Genomic DNA, 15941 nt, shown 5'->3' with positions numbered 1-15941 from the left:
TATTATCCCAACAGGTGCAAGGCGGAAACGTCACGCTGCGTTCCGTACAGCGAGCATTGGGCATTAGGCATTGAGCTTGGGTGGCCTGCCAACGCCCCCAGATCACTCCGGACCGACTTGCTGCCGAAGATAGGCGATCCGCTGCTCGATCAGGACGCGATGGCGCAGCCATTCCGTGAGGGTCTGCTTCAGCGCCTCGACCAACCGTTCCGCCTGGCCCGCGTCGTGGCCGCCGGCACTGAGCTCGCGGATGCGCGCCTCCTGATCGAGGATGCGCCGCGAACCCTCCTCGATATCCCGATCGGCCTTGATCAGATGGCGGCGCTCGGTATCGAGTTGCTCGGTCCATTCGGCGAGGGAAATGGCCATCGCGACCCTTAAGCCTCCCGCTTGCGAATGGGAGGATCGAGCGACTTTAGCACAACGCGCCGGATCATGTCGGCATATTCGCGATATTCGGCAGCGCGCGCCTGGTACATCTCGGCCACCGCCGGCCGGCCGTTGCGCCGTCCGTCGGCGGCCATGCGCTGCACCAGCTCGGCCCGCTCCTCGATGATGCGCAGTGCGACCCGCAGGGCTTCATCCACTTGCCCCTCCTGCTCTTTTGCGAGGACGTCGGCGGCGAAGGCGTGACCGACCTGGCAACGGAAGCGCATCGGGTGCGATTCCTTCATCTCGGACAGGACGCCCCCGCAGGCCGGACAGGTCAGCGCAACCGGATCGGCCATCGAGACGAGACGGTCACTGCCGATCCGTTCGCCGGCCGCGATCTCGACCTCGAGCCGGATCTCCGGCGGGATCGGCAGTGCGGCGCCGGCAGCCTCCCTGGCGAGATCAGACAGCACGTCGCCCATTCCGGCGCCGGGAACGCAAAGATCGATGATGGTCGCCTCGAGGGCGCTCCTTGGCATTTCATCGGCGATGGCATCCGAGGGGTCCTGAACCACCGAAATCCCGCCGCAACGCTTGATGGCGTTGAGACCGGCCGAACCGTCGGACAACAGGCCGCTGAGCAGCACACCGATCACACGCGGGCCGTAGTTGATGGCGGCCGAGCGAAACAAGGCATCGATGGCCGGCCGGACCATGTTCTCGCGCGGGCCGCGCCCGAGGAATACGCGATCCTCGGACAGCAGCAGATGGTGGTCCGGTGCGGCCAGATAAACCCGGCCTGGCTCGATCTTCATGCCGTTTTCGGCCTGCCGGACCGGGAGCGGACCGGCGCTGCTGGCCACCGTCGAGAGAATGCCGATGCCCTGCGCCGGGATGTGCAGCACGATGAACACCGCCGCGGGCAGATCCGGCGGCAGCCGGCCCAGGATCTGCTTCAGCGGCGCGGTCGCGCCGGCCGAGCCACCTATGACGATGATGTCGCGGTTGCTCATGGAACCCACTATCGGTTGTATTCGTTTGTACCAAGGCGGGTCACCGCCCTATGTTCCTATGAACTGGCAACGAAGGGGTGGAAGGCACCATGGCGATGTCGCCTCGATCGTCAGGTCCAGAGTCGGCGCTCAGCGGGCGACGCATCTTCATTGTCGAGGACGAATATTTTCTCGCCGACGACATTGGCAGAGCATGTCGCGCGCTCGGCGCAGACATCGCGGGCCCGGTGGGCGATCTCAACGACGCACTCCGTATCCTGCACGACGGCAGTGTTCTGGATGCCGCCGTGCTCGACGTGAACATCCGCAGCGAGATGATCTTTCCGGTCGCGCGCGAACTGAAGGCACGGAACGTCCCCTTCCTCTTCACGACCGGATACGACAAGGTCACGATCAGTCCGGAATTCCACGACGTGCCGATCCTGGAGAAACCGATCGATATGCCTGCGATGGCACAGAGGCTGGCGGCGCTGATCGCCGATCCGCACGGCCGAGCCTGACGGCGATCAGAACAGATGCGCGAAAGCGAGCCAGGCGGTCACCGCCAGACACAGAAGCACCGCAGCATAGGGCAACGCGATCCGCAAATCAGCAGCCCTCCCGGTCATCAACCCATCATCATCCAGACGATCGCCGCCATCATGACGAGAAAACCCGTGATTGCCGTTGCGACAAAGGCCTGTTCGACGCGATCCATCGGCATCACAGCCCCCTTTTTCCAGCCGAACCAGTCTTACGGCGCGGGGAGCTTTGCGCATTAGGCTATGTGAATCGGCGTCCTCCTTATCGGTCCGCGCCGCACCGGTTAGCTTAGATTGCGACGGTATCGTTCTACGACTTCGCCGTGCCCGGCTCCGCCATCTTGCGATGCTGCTTGGCCAGCATCTCGTTCGGCGTGACGTTGGCGATCGTGGTCTGGATCTTGTTCTTCATTCCGGTCACGATGTCGGACTCCCCGCGCAACATGGCGTCGAAGCCGGCCTTCGCGACGTCGTAGGCACTGTCCTTCGGCTCGGTGCCGACCTTGGTATCCATCATGTCGGCGCGGCGGAAGAACTCCGTTTCCGTGGCGCCAGGCATCAGGCAGGTGACGGTGACGCCGCTGTCGCGCAACTCCTCGCGGAGCGCGAATGAGAATGAATCAAGAAACGCCTTGCTGGCGTTGTAGACCGCCTGAAAACTGCCCGGCGTGAATCCCGCGATCGAGCCCGTGATCAGGATGCGCCCCGAATTGCGGCGAAGCATCGCGTTGCCGGCGCGATGGATCAGATACAGCGTGCCGGTGATGTTGGTGTCGACGAGGTGCTTGATCCTGGCAAAATCCTGGTCGAGAAAGGCCTTGCCAAGACCAACGCCGGCATTGGCCAGCAGCGCGTCGATCGGCCGGTCGCCGACCGCGGCGCAGAGCTTGTCGACGCCTTCGGTGGTGGCGAGATCGGCCTGGACCGGTTCGACGCTGCTGCCGAGCCTGCGCAGATCGACGGCCACCCTCTCGATCTCGGGCTCGTCCGCCGCAATGACAAGGTTGAAACCTGCTTGGGCACAGCATCTGGCGAGTTCCAGCCCGATGCCGGTGGAGGCGCCGGTGACGACGGCGAGTTGATTGGCGGGCATGAGCGTATCCTTCTCGTATCCTCGCGATGGCGTTGATGACGCTCCAATGGCTGCAACCGCCTCTCGTTCCTATCCAAGCCAAACCTCACGCCGGAGAATGTGCGGTGCGAAGATTTTCCACGTGCAATAGCAACCATCGTTCGTTGTTCGACTTGGATGCCTCGTAACTCGCGGGAGGACAGAGATGAAGGCGCTGGTTTGGCACGGCAAGGAAGACATACGCTGCGACACCGTCACCGATCCTGAGATTCAGGACGCGCGGGATGCCATCATCAAAGTCACGAGCTGCGCCATCTGCGGCTCGGACCTCCACCTCTTTCACAATTACATTCCGGGCATGCTGCCCGGGGACATCATGGGCCACGAGACCATGGGCGAAGTGGTCGAGGTCGGCTCGGGCGTCGACGGCAAGCTGAAGAAGGGCGACCGCATCGTCGTGCCCTTCACAATCATTTGCGGCGAATGCGACCAGTGCAAGCGTGGCAATTTCTCGGTTTGCGAAACCACCAATCGCAAGAGTCATCTCGCTGAAAAAGCGTTTGGTCATTCGGGCGCCGGCCTGTTCGGCTATACGCACCTGACCGGCGGCTATCCCGGCGGCCAGGCCGAATATTTGCGCGTGCCGTTCGCTGACGCCACGCACATCAAGGTGCCCGCGGGCATTCCCGACGAGCAGTTGCTGTTTCTCAGCGACATCTTCCCGACCGGCTGGCAGGCCGCCGTGCAATGCGACATCGAGCCGACCGACACGGTCGCGATCTGGGGCTGCGGTCCCGTGGGGCAGATGGCGATCCGCAGCGCCATCCTCCTCGGCGCCAACCAGGTGATCGCGATCGATTGCCTGCCCGAGCGGCTCAGCATGGCCGAAGCGGGCGGCGCCACCACCATCAACTTCGAAACCGAAAGCGTCCTCGAGCGACTCGAGGAGCTCACCGACGGCAGAGGCCCTGAGAAGTGTATTGATTGCGTCGGGATGGAGTCGCATGTGATGGCGTCCCTGCCCGACACGCTGCTCGACCGCGCCAAGCAGATGGTCATGGTGGAAAGCGACCGGCCGCATGTGCTGCGCGAGATGATCTATGTCTGCCGGCCCGGCGGCATCATTTCGGTGGCAGGCGTGTACAGCGGATTCTCCGACATGCTGCCGATGGGCGCCTTCATGAACAAGGGCCTGACGATGCGCACCGGCCAGACCCACGTCAACCGCTGGACCGACGACCTGCTCCATCGCATCGAGGAAGGTCAGATCGATCCGTCCTTCGTCATCACCCACACCGTCCCGCTTAGCCAAGGCCCCGAGATGTACCAGGTGTTTCGCGACAAGCGCGACTCCTGCGTCAAGGTCGTGCTGAAGCCCTGAGGAGCAAGACCCATGTTTCATTTCTCCAACATCGTTCGCACCAAGGGCGACCCGAAAATCGTCGAGGGCGGCCCGAGCCTGAAGCGGCCCGAAGACCAGCTCGCCCGTGCGCTCGGCTGGTTCAGCATCGGTCTCGGCGTCGTGGAATTCTTCGCGCCGCGGCGCGTCACGGAAACGCTGGGCATGGAGGGCCATGAGACGCTGGTCCGCACCTTCGGCCTGCGCGAGATCCTGGCCGGGGTCATGACGCTCTCGGTCGAGAAGAACGCCGGCCTGTGGGCCCGCGTCGGCGGCGACGGCCTCGATGCCGCCGCGCTGCTCTCGGGGCTGACCGCGGACAATCCCAAAAAGGGCAATATCGCGCTGGCGCTGCTGATGGTCGGCGGCATCGCGATGCTCGATTACCGCGCCGCGCAGGACACCAAGCCGCAGCGGCCGCCGCGCGACGCACGGCGCAAGCTGTATCCGAACCGCAGCGGCTTTCCCAAGGGCATCGAGAGCGCCCGAACCGCGGCCAAGCAGATCGCAGCGCACGCCGCGACGGAACGGACCTGAGAACGCGCGACGAGGTGATGCAAGACAATGAGCGAAGCGTCCCGTAACGAAGGTGCGTGGTGGGAATCCGCCGTCATCTACGAAATCGCACTGATCTCGTTCCAGGACTCGGACGGCGACGGCAAGGGTGATCTCGCCGGCCTGACATCCCGCATCGACTATCTGAAATGGCTCGGCGTCGACGCGGTGTGGCTGACGCCGGTCTACAAGAGCCCGTTTCGCGACCTCGGCTACGACATCTCCGACTACTGCTCGATCGATCCTGCGTTCGGCAGCCTCGAGGCGTTCGACCGCCTGCTCAAGGCCCTGCACGCGGCGGATATCCGCGTGATCCTCGATCTCGTGCCCAATCATACCGCGAACGATCACGCATGGTTCGTCGAGAGCAGCAGCTCACGGAACAGCGCGAAGGCCGATTGGTACATCTGGGCCGACGCAGCCGAGAACGGCGGCCCGCCCAACAACTGGCTGAGCCGCTTCGGCGGCAGCGGCTGGGAATGGTGCGAGGCGCGGCGGCAATATTACTATCACTCCTTCCTGGTCGAGCAGCCTGATCTGAACTGGCGCAACCCGCAACTGCGCGCCGCGATCGCCGACGTCATGCGCTTCTGGCTCGATCGCGGCGTCGACGGCTTTCGCGTCGATGCCAGCGCGGTCCTGATCAAGGACGCGCTGCTGCGCGACAATCCGCATAACCCGCAAGCGAAAGGCAAGCCGCCGCCGCAGCGCCAGACGCCCGTCTTTACGGACGACCGGCCGGAGACGATGGATTGCATCGAATTCATTCGCGAGGTGATCGACGGCTATCCAGGGCGGATGTTGTGCGGTGAAGTCCAAGGCAAGACCGACCGCATCGGCCACTTCTACGGCAACGACCGACCGCGCCTGCATCTGCCCCTCAATTTCGCACTGCTGGACTCGCAATGGGACGCGCTGTCCCTGCAAGCAACGATCGACGCGTATTTCAACGCCATCCCGGATCATGCATGGCCGGTCTGGGTGATCGGTGGTCACGACAAGCAACGGATCGCGAGCCAAATCGGCGAGCCGCAAATGCGCGTGCTGGCGATGCTGCTGATGACGCTGCGGGGAACGCCCTTCTTCTTCATGGGCGACGAGATCGGCCGCAAGCGCGTTCCCATTCCGCCCGACCGCGTCCACGATCCCTTCGAGAAGCTCGTGCCGGGGTATGGCCTTTGCCGCGATCCCGAACGCGCGCCGATGCGATGGGATGACAGCAGCAACGGCGGCTTTACAACCGGCGATCCATGGCTGCCGCTCGAGCCGCGCGACGGCGCGGCCAACGTGGCCGCGCAGCAGCGCGACCCACGTTCGATCCTGGCGCTGTTTCGCGCGCTGATGCGACTGCGGCGCGAGCGCGCGTGCCTGCGCCACGGCGGCTACGAGCCCCTACGCGCGCAGAACGACGTTCTTGCCTACAGGCGGACGGATGGCGGCAAGGAAATTCTGGTCGCGCTCAACATTGCCGCCGAGCCGCGGAAATTGCATTGGCAAGGTCGCGGCCGCCTGCTGATGTCGACGCATCTCGACCTGCCGTCCGAGCCGCTGCCGGACGCCTCCATCCTGCTCCGCGGCAATGAAGGCGTGATCATCGAACTCGAGCCACGGTGACGGCCGAGGAACCATCCGCGCGTCAGAGAGTCTCATCCACGCCTCCGACGTCCCCCCTGCCGGAGGCTGAATAGACGAAACCGCAGCCCCGGCGCTCACCCCCTTCAAGCGCCGGGGTGGCGGCGTGAGCCAGGAGGCGGATCATGAGCAAGACCAAGGGCCTCGGTCAGCGGATCGCCGGCAAGGCGAAACAGGCCGTCGGCGAGATCGTCGGCGATCAGAATCTCCATGAGGAAGGCAAGGAGCAAGCGGAGCGCGGCCGGGACGAACAGAGCAAGCCGAGCGAGCTCAATCCGTTGAAGAAACTCAATCAGCTGACGTGAACGCTGCCGCGCCGTCAGCCATTTCCAAGTCAATTCGCACCGGTGATGAAGGCGCCTCACGGCGACGCTCGCGCTGGGTCGCCGCTGCCGAACTCGGCCTGATCAGCAGCACCTTCTCGACCATCGTCAGCCAGCTCTTCGCCGCGCGCATCGGACGCGATGCCGCGGTCGACTGGATGACGGTCGCCGCCATTCCCGCGCGCGATTGGGCGATCAGCGCAGAGCCGTCGTGGAGCGCGATCCTTGCCGGGATCGCCTTCCACCAATGGGCGGACTTCTCCTGGGCGCTGGTGTTCTTCGGTGTGCTCGGGCGCTGGACCGCCGACCTGCGGCCGCTGACGATCCTGCTGCTCGCGCTGCCCTGGGCCGTGTTCTCGTCAAGCATGGAATGGTTCGTGCTGGTGCCCCTGTTTCCGTTTTGGCAACCGCTGTTCACGCTGCAGCAGCCCTACTGGATCGGCCTGCTCGTCCACGGCTCCTCGGCCGTGATGTACCCCCTGTTTGCCCGGCTGCGCTGGACCGGGGGAGCAGCACCCGCGCGCGATGTTCGCTTCACCAATGCCTGGATCACCGGCGCGCTGGCTTTGATCGCACTGCTCGGCGCGGCTGCCTTGTTCGGCAGCCATGGTTACGAGCCGCAGTGGGCGGGCCGCGACAGGGACGCGGACCAGACTTACATCCGTCACATGACTGCGCATCACGCCCAGGGCATCGCGCTGGCCCGGATCGCCACCGAGCGCGCGCAGGACCCGCATCTGCGAAAGCTGGCGATGCTGATGGTCGCAAGCCAGATCGGCGAGAACCGGATTTTCGAGACGTGGTGGCTGAGCTGGTTCGACACCGAGATGCCCGATTGCAGCTCGGACGAACGTGCCGCCATGCCGGGCTTCCTGACACAGGCCGAGATGCGACAGGTCAAGGCCGCGCCGGCGGACCAATTCGACACGGTGTTCGTCGAGACGATGAGCAAGCATCACGCAGGCGCGGTCAGGATGGCCGACCAGATGTGGCATAGCCGCGGCGATCTGCGCCTGCGTGTGATGGCCCACGCCATCCGCCATGAGCAACAGGGCGAGATCGCGCTGATGAACGGCGCCAGCGGCATTGCCGCCGTCGCCGCCGCCTTCCGCAACATGCTCGGCGACAATGTCAATTGAGCGGGTCGTGCCCTACTCGCGCCAGAACTCCGCCAATTCCTCGGCGGTCATCAGATCGACCTGGCCGTGAAAGCGGGTGCGATACATCGTCATCAGCGCATCATGGCCGACGTCGGACGAGCTGCACAGCGCATCCTCGACGATGACGACCCTGAAGCCGAGATCAACGGCGCTCAGGACCGTCGAGAGCACGCAGACGTCCGTCTCCGCCCCGGTGATGACGACCGTGCCGACGTTCTTGTCGATCAGCAGGCTCGCGAGGCCAGGATTGCTGAACGCGGAATAGGCCGGCTTGTCGATGACGGCAGCCGGCGGAACGAAGCGGCTCAGAGCCGGCACGAGTTCGAGGCCGGATGGCGGCAGATGTTTGCGGGTCGCTTCGCGCCAGCGACGAAAATAGCGCTGCCACTGTCCGGGACGATCTTCCGGATCTTCCGGCGTGATGAATCGCGTGAAGATCGTTCTGGCCTGATGGCGCGAAACGATCGAGGCGATCGTCGGCAACACTCGCGCCATCCATGGCGTCTCCCAAAGGCCACCCGGAGCGAAGATGTTCTGCATGTCGATGCACAAGTGAACGGCGTCGCTGATGTCGGTCACGTCCGACGCGCTGTCTCTCATCGTCCTTCACTCCTGTGGGCGTGATCCACGGCGTTCACGACGCCGAGATCGGAGCCTCTCCGGCCTCGACGATCTCTGGAAGGATGTCCTTGAACAGACGCACCGGAATGGATTTTGCCGCAGGGACCTTGCTGCCCTCCGCGTAATGCCAGAGCGGAATGAGCACGTTGCACTCCGGATAATAAGCCGCAATGCTCCTGCGCGGGATGCCATAGGGGACGATTTGGAGTTCGCTCAGGCTGCGTTCGACACCGTCGCCCGCCTCCGTCACCAGCGTGACGGTATCTCCTGCTTTCAACCCGTCTCCCTCCATGTCGGCGGGATTCATGAACACGACGTAGCGGCCGCCCTCGATGCCGCGAAAGCGATCGCCTTCGGCGTAGATCGTCGTATTGAACTGCCCGTCCGCGCGCAGTGTCATCAGCTCATAGACGCCGTCGGTCTCGCGCGGCGGCGCGAAGGCCGACTTCGGAACGGTGAAGTTGGCCTTGCCGTTCGGGGTCTTCCACTTCCGCTCGCGCGCCGCGAGCGGCCGCGCAAAACCGCCGGGTTCGAACATGCGCGCATTGAAGTCCTTGAACTGGTCGGGATAGGTGCGCTCGATGGCGTCCCGAACCCGCGAATAGTCGGCGACCCAGGCGTCCCAATCGATCTTGGGGTTGGGCTTCAACGTTGCCTTTGCCAGGGCGGCGACGATCGCCGGCTCCGACAGGAGATGGTCGGCCACCGGCTTGCGCTGGCCGCGCGATCCGTGAATGCAGGTGGTGGAATCCTCCATCGACACCGCTTGTGCGCCGCTGGCCTGCCGGTCGATCTCGATCCGGCCGAGGCACGGCAGCAGATAAGTGACCTCGCCCGGCACGAGGTGGGTCCGGTTGAGCTTGGTCGCGATCTGCACCGACAGGCGCAGGCAGGACCAGGCGGGCTCCATCAGGGACCGCTCCGGAACGGCGCGCAGGAAATTGCCGCCGAGGCCGACGAAGCCGCGAACGTCGCCTTTCAGAATACCCTGGCAGGCGTCGACGGTGGACAGTCCCTCCCATCGCGGCGGCTCGAAACCGTAAAGCTCCGCAAGCTTGTCGAGCGGCACCAGCTTGGTCTTCTCGGAGATGCCGACGGTGCGCTGGCCCTGCACGTTGGAGTGGCCCCGGATCGGCAAAATGCCCGCGCCCGGCTTGCCGATATTGCCGCGAAGCAGCAGCAGGTTGACGATCATCTTGTTCGTCTCGACGCCGTGCTTGTGCTGGGTGATGCCCATGCCGTAATTGGCGATCACAGCCTTGGCTTCCATATAGGTGTTCGCGGCTTCGCGCAGCGCACCGCGCGAAAGCCCCGAGGCCCGTTCGATCTCGTCCCAATCCTGTGTACGGCAGAATGCGGCGAACTCCTCGAAGCCGGCCGTGTGCTGCTGGATGAATTCGACATCCACCACGCGCGCAGCTTCATTCTTGCGCGCGAGGTCGTCCGCCTCGATCACCCATTTGCAAATCCCGACGATCGCCGCAGCATCACCGCCGACCCGCACCTGATAATATTGCGAGCTGATGCGCGTGCCGCCGGCGATCATCTGGACCGGATTTTGCGGATTGACGAAACGCTCCAGGCCGCGCTCGCGCAGCGGATTGAAAGATATGATCGGCACGCCGCGCTGCGCCGCCTCCTGGAGCGGATGCAGCATGCGCGGCGCATTGGTGGTCGTGTTGTGGCCGAAGAAGAAGATGCAACCGGTAGTCTCGAAATCCTCCAGCAGAACGGTCCCGACCGGAACTCCGATCACCTCCGGCAGCGCCACCGACGTGGTTTCGTGGCACATGTTCGAGCTGTCGGGGAAATTGTTGGTGCCGTACATGCGGCCGAATAATTGGTACATGTAGCTGGTTTCGAGCGAGGCACGTCCAGACGTGTACATCACGACCGAACGGGGATCGAGCCGGTTCAGCTCGGCGCCGATAGCCGCAAAGGCCTCCTCCCAGTCGACCGGCAGATATTTGTCGCTTGCCCTGTCGTAACGCATCGGCGTCGTCAGGCGCCCCTGCTCCTCCAACTGATGATCGGACCAGGTTCGTAGTTCAGCCAGCGTATGTTGCGCAAAGAACTCCGGTGTCACGGTCTTGCGCGTAATCTCCCAGGCGGTCGCCTTGGCGCCGTTTTCGCAGAACTCGAACGGACGCGGCTTGGCCGGCTTGGCCCAGGAGCAGCTCACGCACATGAATCCGTCCGGCTTGTTCTGCTTGAGCAGGATCTCGCTGCCGAGAATGGCGACCTCTTCCTGTGTCAGGATACTGGCAACGGCTTTGAGCGAGCCCCAGCCGCCTGCCGGCGCATCATAGTTCTCGACCTTTGCCTTTTGCCGCATGGCGTTTCCTTCAATCGCAAGCCCTGCACGCAAAACCCGAGATGGGATGGCAAGTTCCAAGCGTTCGGAACCTTGCTCCGGTTCGTGCGTCGATGAATCGACGTAGGACGAACACCCATGCACGGCTCTCGATCCGGCGCACACGATCGCGCATCCATGCCCACGGCATCCGTGAGAATGCCCCGGCTGACGTCGAGCGGAACGCGGGATGAGCGGATGCTGGCGGAGGAATGTCCCGTGGCACTCGTCTACGACGGAACGACCGTCGCCGTTGTGATGGCAACTCCCGCCGATCTGACCGATCTTGCTGTGGGATTCAGCCTGACCGAAGGGATCATCGGGGACATCGGCGAGATCGAGGAGCTCACGGTCGTTCCCGGTCGCGACGGCATCGAACTGCGGCTATGGCTGCGAACGAACGCCGGGCGCCGCCTGAAGGAGCGCCGGCGACATCTGGTCGGGCCGACGGGTTGCGGCCTGTGCGGCATCGACAGCTTGCGGGAAGCCGGGCGGATCGTTCAGTGCGTCGAGCAGCCAGCGAACCTCACGGCGGAGCAGATCAGCACGGCCGTCGCAACCCTCAGCGAGTCACAGATCCTCAACCACAAGACACGCGCCGCTCACGCCGCGGGTTTTTTCGAGCCAGTCGGCAAGACCATGACGGTGCGCGAGGACGTGGGGCGCCACAACGCCCTCGACAAGCTTGCCGGCGCTCTCGCGACGGAAGGAGCATCCGGCCGCGCTGGCGCCGTCATTCTCACCAGCCGGATTTCGGTCGAGATGGTGCAAAAAACCGCCGCGATCGGCGCCGGCGTCGTCGTTGCCATGTCTGCACCGACCGCGCTCGCAGTCCGAACGGCCGAAGCCAGCGGGATCACGCTTGTCGGCATAGCGCGGGGCGACGAATTCGAGATCTTCAGCCATCCGGCGAGGGTGTTTAAGCCCGCCGCCACGCAGATCGAGCCGGAGTCTCGACCGCAGGCAAACTAAGGGAACCCGGACGTGAGGGCATAGCGAACTTCGCCAGGCAACTTCATGCCCGATCGCGCCGAGGGAGCGAACCCTCGGCCGCGAGATCGAACATCGAAGACTTGGGGAGGCCCCGTTCCAGGGTCCGCAGCGCGAACAGGGCGGGCACCGAAAATCGCGAAACAATCTTTCGCGTGTCTGTTTGCTTGGTGCGCTCGGAGGGACTCGAACCCCCACGATTTTACTCACTGCCACCTCAAGGCAGCGCGTCTACCAATTCCGCCACGAGCGCTTTGGGGATGCCGGCTTGAGGCTTGAAGGCCAACCGGATCAACGGCGCCGATCTAACAAATCCGTCAGAGGGGTACAAGCCTCCAAAGGCCCTGAATTCCACAAGCTTGGCAGGAAAGTTCCGGCTCCTTGCGCCGGGATCGGCCTTTTCCGCCTGCCCGGCCGCAACTGCGTGCCCAGGCCGCGACGCGTGCCCGGGCCGCGACGCCTGCCCGCGCCTTTACCGTGTGCCCGGGACACGTGGCAGCATCTGCTTGACCTCGACCGCGATGCGGTTGCGGTCGACCAGCACGACCCCGGAGGCGACCGGCAAATTATTGGCCAGAACCTTGACCTCGTCGGCCTCGGTTGCGTCCAGCTCGATGATGGCGCCGCGGGAAAGACGTAATACCTGATGGATCGGCATGGTCGTCGTCCCGAGGACGACCATGAGGTCCACGGTGACTTTGTCGAGAGTAGGCACTTCAGCACCACCGCAACTTGGGACTAGGACTAGGGACTGGTATTTGCTCCTGGGATCATCACCCGGTTATGGTTAGCCAATGGTTAATTCGCCCCAACACCCCCGCCAAGAGCTCGATTTGACGCCGTTTTCCGCTTCCACCGGCGAGCCGGTGGAATGGCGGATTTCGGACGCGCCGGTGCCCTATCCGGAGGCGGTCGCCGAAATGGAGGCGCGCGTCGCGGCGATCGCGGCCGGTGCAGCCCCGGAGCTGGTCTGGCTGCTGGAGCACCCCCCGCTCTACACGTCCGGCACCTCGGGCAAGACCACCGACCTGCTCGATGCCCGATTCCCGACCTTTGCCACCGGGCGCGGCGGCCAGCTCACCTATCACGGGCCCGGCCAGCGCGTGGCCTATGTCATGCTTGACCTGAAGCGCCGCCGGCCGGATGTCCGAGCCTATGTCGCGAGCCTGGAGGAGCTGATTCTGCGGACGCTCGCCGCCTTCAACATCCGTGGCGAGCGGCGCGAGGACCGGGTCGGCGTCTGGGTCAAGCGGCCCGACAAGGGACCCGAGCACGAGGACAAAATCGCCGCGATCGGCGTCCGGCTGAAGCGCTGGGTCTCGTTTCACGGCATTGCCATCAATGTCGAGCCGGAGCTGTCACATTTCGCCGGCATCGTGCCCTGCGGCGTCGCCGATCCCCGCTACGGCGTCACCTCGCTGGTCGATCTCGGCCAGCTCCTGACGATGAGCGATGTCGACGTGGCGCTTCGGCAAGCCTTCGAGGAGCTGTTCGGGCCGACCCAGGCGCTGATGCCGGAAGCAGCGGCCTAACTTCGGTCTCCCTCATTCTCGGCAAACCCGGAATCAGCTACCCTCGATTCCGGTGTCGCCCACGCCTCCCCCCTCCGCCGGGAAAGCAGATGTCATGCCGGGCGAATTGATCATCGGACCGACTGTTCGAGCGCCAAGGCATAAGGAGGGGTTGCGCTTCAGCTTGCAATGGGAGGTTTTTGCGATGAGACTGTCTGCACCCATTTATCATCTGAAACGAAAAGCGAAGCGCTTGTCCCACGAGGTAGGCATCCCGCTGCACGATGCGCTCGACCGCGTCGCTGCGACGCAAGGCTTTTCCGCATGGAGCCTGCTCGCGGCGAAAGCGGCCACAGCGACGCCGGCCAACCGGCTTTTCCCGCAATTCCAACCGGGTGACCTGGTGCTGGTGGGCGCGCGTCCCGGCCAGGGCAAGACCCTGATGAGCCTCGGGCTTGCCGTAGAGGCGATGCGGTCGGGCCACCGCGCCGCGTTCTTCTCGCTCGAATACACCGAGAAAGACGTTCTGGATCGCTTTCGGGCGATCGGCGTGGATCTGGCGGAGTTCGAAAAACTCTTCGAGGTCGATTGCTCCGACGCCATCAGTGCCGACTACGTCGTCAAGCAGATGGCCGCAGCACCGCGCGGCACGGTCGTGGTGATCGACTATCTGCAGCTGCTGGACCAGCGGCGGGAAAATCCCGACCTCACCGTTCAGGTGCGCGCGTTGAAATCATTCGCGCACGACAAGGGATTGATCGTCGTCTTCATCTCGCAGATCGACCGTTCCTATGATTCCTCGCTCAAACCCTGCCCTGACCTGGACGATGTCAGGCTGCCGAACCCGCTCGACCTGAAGCTGTTCGACAAGACCTGTTTCCTGAACAAGGACGAAGTTCAGTTTCGCATAGCGAGCTGACGATCCCTGGCAACGGTTCAGGCCGCGGGTGCGGTTATTCACCCGCGGCCTCCTCCTCACGCCTTCTCCGGCGAAACCTCGAGCTTGCCGGCGATGTAGCGCCGCTCCTGGGTCAGGCCGCCAAAGCCATAGGCGTCGCCCTTGACCTCGTCGACATGCAGATAGGTCTCGTGATGCAGCGGGCCCAGGATCCCGGCCATGCGCTGGAACATCGCGGCGAGATAGGCGGCCTTCTCGTCCTTTGTGTTGGTGCCTTCGCTGACGTGAATGTCGATCCAGTAGCTCGCGAGCTTTTGCTCTGCGAGCGACTTGCCGCCAGCGAACCAGTCGCTCGCCTCCACCGACTTCACGATAATGGCCGTGACCTCAGGGTCCTTGTGCAGGATTTTTGCGGTGAGCTCGGATACGGCGCTCGCGATGTCGGCCTTCAGCGGCGGCGACTGGCGCGGGGTGGTGTAGGACACGGTGATCAGCGGCATGGTCGTTCTCCTCGGATGTCGCGCAGGTGTTGCGCGGCGTTGGTGAGAAGCTAGACCCGCCCTCGACATTTTGGTATCTTATCTCTGTTGATACCAGTGATAAGAAATCGTAATGATAGCAACGCTCGACATCGCCACCGTCCAGGCCTTCCTGCTGGTCGCCGACCTCCAGAGTTTCACGCGGACCGCCGAAGCGCTCGGCACGACCCAGGCGGCTGTCAGCCTCAAGCTGCAACGGCTGGAGACGCTGCTGGGAAAACGTCTCGTCGAGCGCTCGCCGCGCGCGGTCCGGCTCACGGCAGACGGCGCGACGTTCCTGGAGCGCGCCCGCGCGCTGATCGCGGCGCATGACCGCGCGCTATTGGGCGAGGCCTCGGTCGCGCAGTCGCTCTCGCTCGGCATCTCCGACCATGCTGCGGGGCCGGAGCTGGTACCCCTGCTCGAACGCCTGCATGCGATGTCGTCGAACCTCACGCTTGCCGTCATCATCGGCTTCTCGCGCGAGATGCAGGAGGCCTATGATGCGGGCCGACTGGATGCGGTGATCGTCCGCCAGGAAGGCAGCCGGCGCGGCGGAGAGACGCTGGCCGAGGACGAATTCGGCTGGTTCGCGTCACGACGCTTCACCGTGCTAAAGGGGCAGCCTTTGCCGCTCGCGACGCTCGCCCCGGCCTGCGGCGTCCGCGCCATCGCTGTGCGCGCGCTCGACAAGGCCGGCCTGAAATGGCGTGAGCGCTTCGTCGGCGGCGGCGTCACCGCCGTGGTTGCAGCCGCGCTCGCCGGACTTGCAATCGCGCCGCTGGCGCGACGGATCGCGCCGGTAGGCCTGGTCGACGTCGGCCCCGCCCACAAGCTGCCGAAACTCGGCAGCTCAAAGGTGATGCTCCATTCGAAGGTCAGCGATCCCGCAAAGCTGGCGGCGCTGCGTGCGGTGGCGGCGACGTTCCGTAGCGTGGCGGCGGTCTGACGCGCACGGCTTTCCGGCTCGAATGCGGGCGAGCGTCTGCTGGCTCGCGTCCTG

At 64.3% G+C, this 15941-nt stretch carries 17 protein-coding genes and 1 tRNA gene; 10 read left to right on the top strand and 8 right to left on the bottom strand.

Annotated elements, in window-relative coordinates; genetic code table 11:
- Window positions 1–102 precede the first annotated feature (102 nt).
- Both BcanWU425_RS18195 and BcanWU425_RS18190 read right to left on the bottom strand, forming a co-directional pair.
- Complete coding sequence (locus tag BcanWU425_RS18195; protein WP_018455213.1) at window positions 103–369, bottom strand: hypothetical protein; 267 nt, start codon at window positions 367–369, stop codon at window positions 103–105.
- 8 nt (window positions 370–377) lie between these two features.
- Window positions 378–1385 (bottom strand): chemotaxis protein CheB, encoded by a 1008-nt coding sequence (locus BcanWU425_RS18190; RefSeq protein WP_018455214.1) that lies wholly within the window; start codon window positions 1383–1385, stop codon window positions 378–380.
- 89 nt (window positions 1386–1474) lie between these two features.
- On the opposite strand from BcanWU425_RS18190, the gene BcanWU425_RS18185 reads away from it, so the two are divergent.
- Window positions 1475–1885, top strand: coding sequence for a response regulator (locus BcanWU425_RS18185; protein ID WP_083926391.1), 411 nt, complete (start codon window positions 1475–1477; stop codon window positions 1883–1885).
- Window positions 1886–2216: 331 nt separating this feature from the next.
- Here BcanWU425_RS18185 and BcanWU425_RS18180 read toward each other — a convergent pair whose 3' ends face one another.
- Entirely contained in the window at window positions 2217–2999 is a 783-nt protein-coding gene (locus BcanWU425_RS18180) for an SDR family NAD(P)-dependent oxidoreductase (RefSeq protein ID WP_085351353.1), read from the bottom strand.
- Window positions 3000–3183: 184 nt separating this feature from the next.
- Between BcanWU425_RS18180 and BcanWU425_RS18175 the strand changes: the two genes are divergently transcribed.
- The 5 genes from BcanWU425_RS18175 (at window position 3184) to BcanWU425_RS18155 (ending at window position 8026) form a co-directional block, all read left to right on the top strand.
- Window positions 3184–4359: a zinc-dependent alcohol dehydrogenase gene (locus BcanWU425_RS18175; RefSeq protein WP_018455218.1), complete on the top strand. Its 1176-nt coding sequence runs from the start codon at window positions 3184–3186 to the stop codon at window positions 4357–4359.
- A gap of 12 nt (window positions 4360–4371) precedes the next feature.
- On the top strand, window positions 4372–4914 hold the full coding sequence (locus tag BcanWU425_RS18170; protein ID WP_204511419.1) for a hypothetical protein: 543 nt from the start codon (window positions 4372–4374) through the stop codon (window positions 4912–4914).
- Between the two features lie 27 nt (window positions 4915–4941).
- Window positions 4942–6546: an alpha-amylase family glycosyl hydrolase gene (locus BcanWU425_RS18165; RefSeq protein WP_018455220.1), complete on the top strand. Its 1605-nt coding sequence runs from the start codon at window positions 4942–4944 to the stop codon at window positions 6544–6546.
- 143 nt (window positions 6547–6689) lie between these two features.
- Window positions 6690–6869 carry a CsbD family protein gene (locus BcanWU425_RS18160; protein ID WP_085351350.1) on the top strand — a complete coding sequence of 60 codons (180 nt, stop codon included), beginning with the start codon at window positions 6690–6692 and terminating at the stop codon, window positions 6867–6869.
- On the top strand, window positions 6866–8026 hold the full coding sequence (locus BcanWU425_RS18155; RefSeq protein ID WP_231190833.1) for a DUF305 domain-containing protein: 1161 nt from the start codon (window positions 6866–6868) through the stop codon (window positions 8024–8026). Before BcanWU425_RS18160 ends, BcanWU425_RS18155 begins: the two co-directional genes overlap by 4 nt.
- Before the next feature lie 12 nt (window positions 8027–8038).
- Here BcanWU425_RS18155 and BcanWU425_RS18150 read toward each other — a convergent pair whose 3' ends face one another.
- Both BcanWU425_RS18150 and BcanWU425_RS18145 read right to left on the bottom strand, forming a co-directional pair.
- Window positions 8039–8647 carry a cysteine hydrolase family protein gene (locus BcanWU425_RS18150; RefSeq protein WP_018455224.1) on the bottom strand — a complete coding sequence of 203 codons (609 nt, stop codon included), beginning with the start codon at window positions 8645–8647 and terminating at the stop codon, window positions 8039–8041.
- Window positions 8648–8681: 34 nt separating this feature from the next.
- Window positions 8682–11003 carry an FdhF/YdeP family oxidoreductase gene (locus BcanWU425_RS18145; protein WP_204511421.1) on the bottom strand — a complete coding sequence of 774 codons (2322 nt, stop codon included), beginning with the start codon at window positions 11001–11003 and terminating at the stop codon, window positions 8682–8684.
- A 156-nt stretch (window positions 11004–11159) separates the two neighbouring features.
- Here BcanWU425_RS18145 and fdhD point away from each other — a divergent pair, with 156 nt between their 5' ends.
- Window positions 11160–11993 (top strand): formate dehydrogenase accessory sulfurtransferase FdhD, encoded by an 834-nt coding sequence (gene fdhD / locus BcanWU425_RS18140; RefSeq protein WP_204511422.1) that lies wholly within the window; start codon window positions 11160–11162, stop codon window positions 11991–11993.
- Window positions 11994–12179: 186 nt separating this feature from the next.
- On the opposite strand, the gene BcanWU425_RS18135 is transcribed toward fdhD, so the two are convergent.
- Window positions 12180–12264, bottom strand: a tRNA-Leu gene (locus BcanWU425_RS18135).
- A gap of 219 nt (window positions 12265–12483) precedes the next feature.
- A complete protein-coding gene (locus BcanWU425_RS18130) occupies window positions 12484–12726 on the bottom strand; it encodes a FliM/FliN family flagellar motor switch protein (RefSeq protein ID WP_085351347.1) in 243 nt (80 codons plus the stop codon).
- Window positions 12727–12805: 79 nt separating this feature from the next.
- On the opposite strand from BcanWU425_RS18130, the gene lipB reads away from it, so the two are divergent.
- The gene (lipB, locus tag BcanWU425_RS18125) at window positions 12806–13543 is read left to right on the top strand and encodes a lipoyl(octanoyl) transferase LipB (protein WP_026232907.1); all 738 of its coding nucleotides are present in this window, start codon (window positions 12806–12808) and stop codon (window positions 13541–13543) included.
- Between the two features lie 184 nt (window positions 13544–13727).
- Window positions 13728–14441 carry a DNA helicase gene (locus tag BcanWU425_RS18120; RefSeq protein WP_018455229.1) on the top strand — a complete coding sequence of 238 codons (714 nt, stop codon included), beginning with the start codon at window positions 13728–13730 and terminating at the stop codon, window positions 14439–14441.
- A 56-nt stretch (window positions 14442–14497) separates the two neighbouring features.
- Here BcanWU425_RS18120 and BcanWU425_RS18115 read toward each other — a convergent pair whose 3' ends face one another.
- On the bottom strand, window positions 14498–14920 hold the full coding sequence (locus BcanWU425_RS18115; RefSeq protein WP_018455230.1) for a tautomerase family protein: 423 nt from the start codon (window positions 14918–14920) through the stop codon (window positions 14498–14500).
- A gap of 112 nt (window positions 14921–15032) precedes the next feature.
- On the opposite strand from BcanWU425_RS18115, the gene BcanWU425_RS18110 reads away from it, so the two are divergent.
- The gene (locus tag BcanWU425_RS18110; protein WP_204511423.1) at window positions 15033–15887 is read left to right on the top strand and encodes a LysR family transcriptional regulator; all 855 of its coding nucleotides are present in this window, start codon (window positions 15033–15035) and stop codon (window positions 15885–15887) included.
- The last annotated feature ends 54 nt before the right edge of the window (window positions 15888–15941 follow it).

It is taken from the genome of Bradyrhizobium sp. WU425 (assembly GCF_021052305.1).
In the GTDB taxonomy this organism is placed as follows: domain Bacteria; phylum Pseudomonadota; class Alphaproteobacteria; order Rhizobiales; family Xanthobacteraceae; genus Bradyrhizobium; species Bradyrhizobium canariense_D.
Note: the sequence above shows the minus strand (reverse complement) of the source record. Positions and strands in the feature narration are given on the sequence as shown.

Coding starts and splice junctions, on each gene's coding strand:
- BcanWU425_RS18145 (WP_204511421.1), bottom strand. CDS start 11,003: ATGCGGCAAAAGGCAAAGGTCGAGAACTATGATGCGCCGGCAGGCGGC.
- BcanWU425_RS18110 (WP_204511423.1), top strand. CDS start 15,033: ATGATAGCAACGCTCGACATCGCCACCGTCCAGGCCTTCCTGCTGGTC.
- BcanWU425_RS18115 (WP_018455230.1), bottom strand. CDS start 14,920: ATGCCGCTGATCACCGTGTCCTACACCACCCCGCGCCAGTCGCCGCCG.
- BcanWU425_RS18165 (WP_018455220.1), top strand. CDS start 4,942: ATGAGCGAAGCGTCCCGTAACGAAGGTGCGTGGTGGGAATCCGCCGTC.
- BcanWU425_RS18160 (WP_085351350.1), top strand. CDS start 6,690: ATGAGCAAGACCAAGGGCCTCGGTCAGCGGATCGCCGGCAAGGCGAAA.
- BcanWU425_RS18180 (WP_085351353.1), bottom strand. CDS start 2,999: ATGCCCGCCAATCAACTCGCCGTCGTCACCGGCGCCTCCACCGGCATC.
- BcanWU425_RS18195 (WP_018455213.1), bottom strand. CDS start 369: ATGGCCATTTCCCTCGCCGAATGGACCGAGCAACTCGATACCGAGCGC.
- BcanWU425_RS18120 (WP_018455229.1), top strand. CDS start 13,728: ATGAGACTGTCTGCACCCATTTATCATCTGAAACGAAAAGCGAAGCGC.
- fdhD (WP_204511422.1), top strand. CDS start 11,160: ATGCCCACGGCATCCGTGAGAATGCCCCGGCTGACGTCGAGCGGAACG.
- BcanWU425_RS18190 (WP_018455214.1), bottom strand. CDS start 1,385: ATGAGCAACCGCGACATCATCGTCATAGGTGGCTCGGCCGGCGCGACC.
- BcanWU425_RS18175 (WP_018455218.1), top strand. CDS start 3,184: ATGAAGGCGCTGGTTTGGCACGGCAAGGAAGACATACGCTGCGACACC.
- BcanWU425_RS18170 (WP_204511419.1), top strand. CDS start 4,372: ATGTTTCATTTCTCCAACATCGTTCGCACCAAGGGCGACCCGAAAATC.
- BcanWU425_RS18185 (WP_083926391.1), top strand. CDS start 1,475: ATGGCGATGTCGCCTCGATCGTCAGGTCCAGAGTCGGCGCTCAGCGGG.
- lipB (WP_026232907.1), top strand. CDS start 12,806: ATGGTTAATTCGCCCCAACACCCCCGCCAAGAGCTCGATTTGACGCCG.
- BcanWU425_RS18150 (WP_018455224.1), bottom strand. CDS start 8,647: ATGAGAGACAGCGCGTCGGACGTGACCGACATCAGCGACGCCGTTCAC.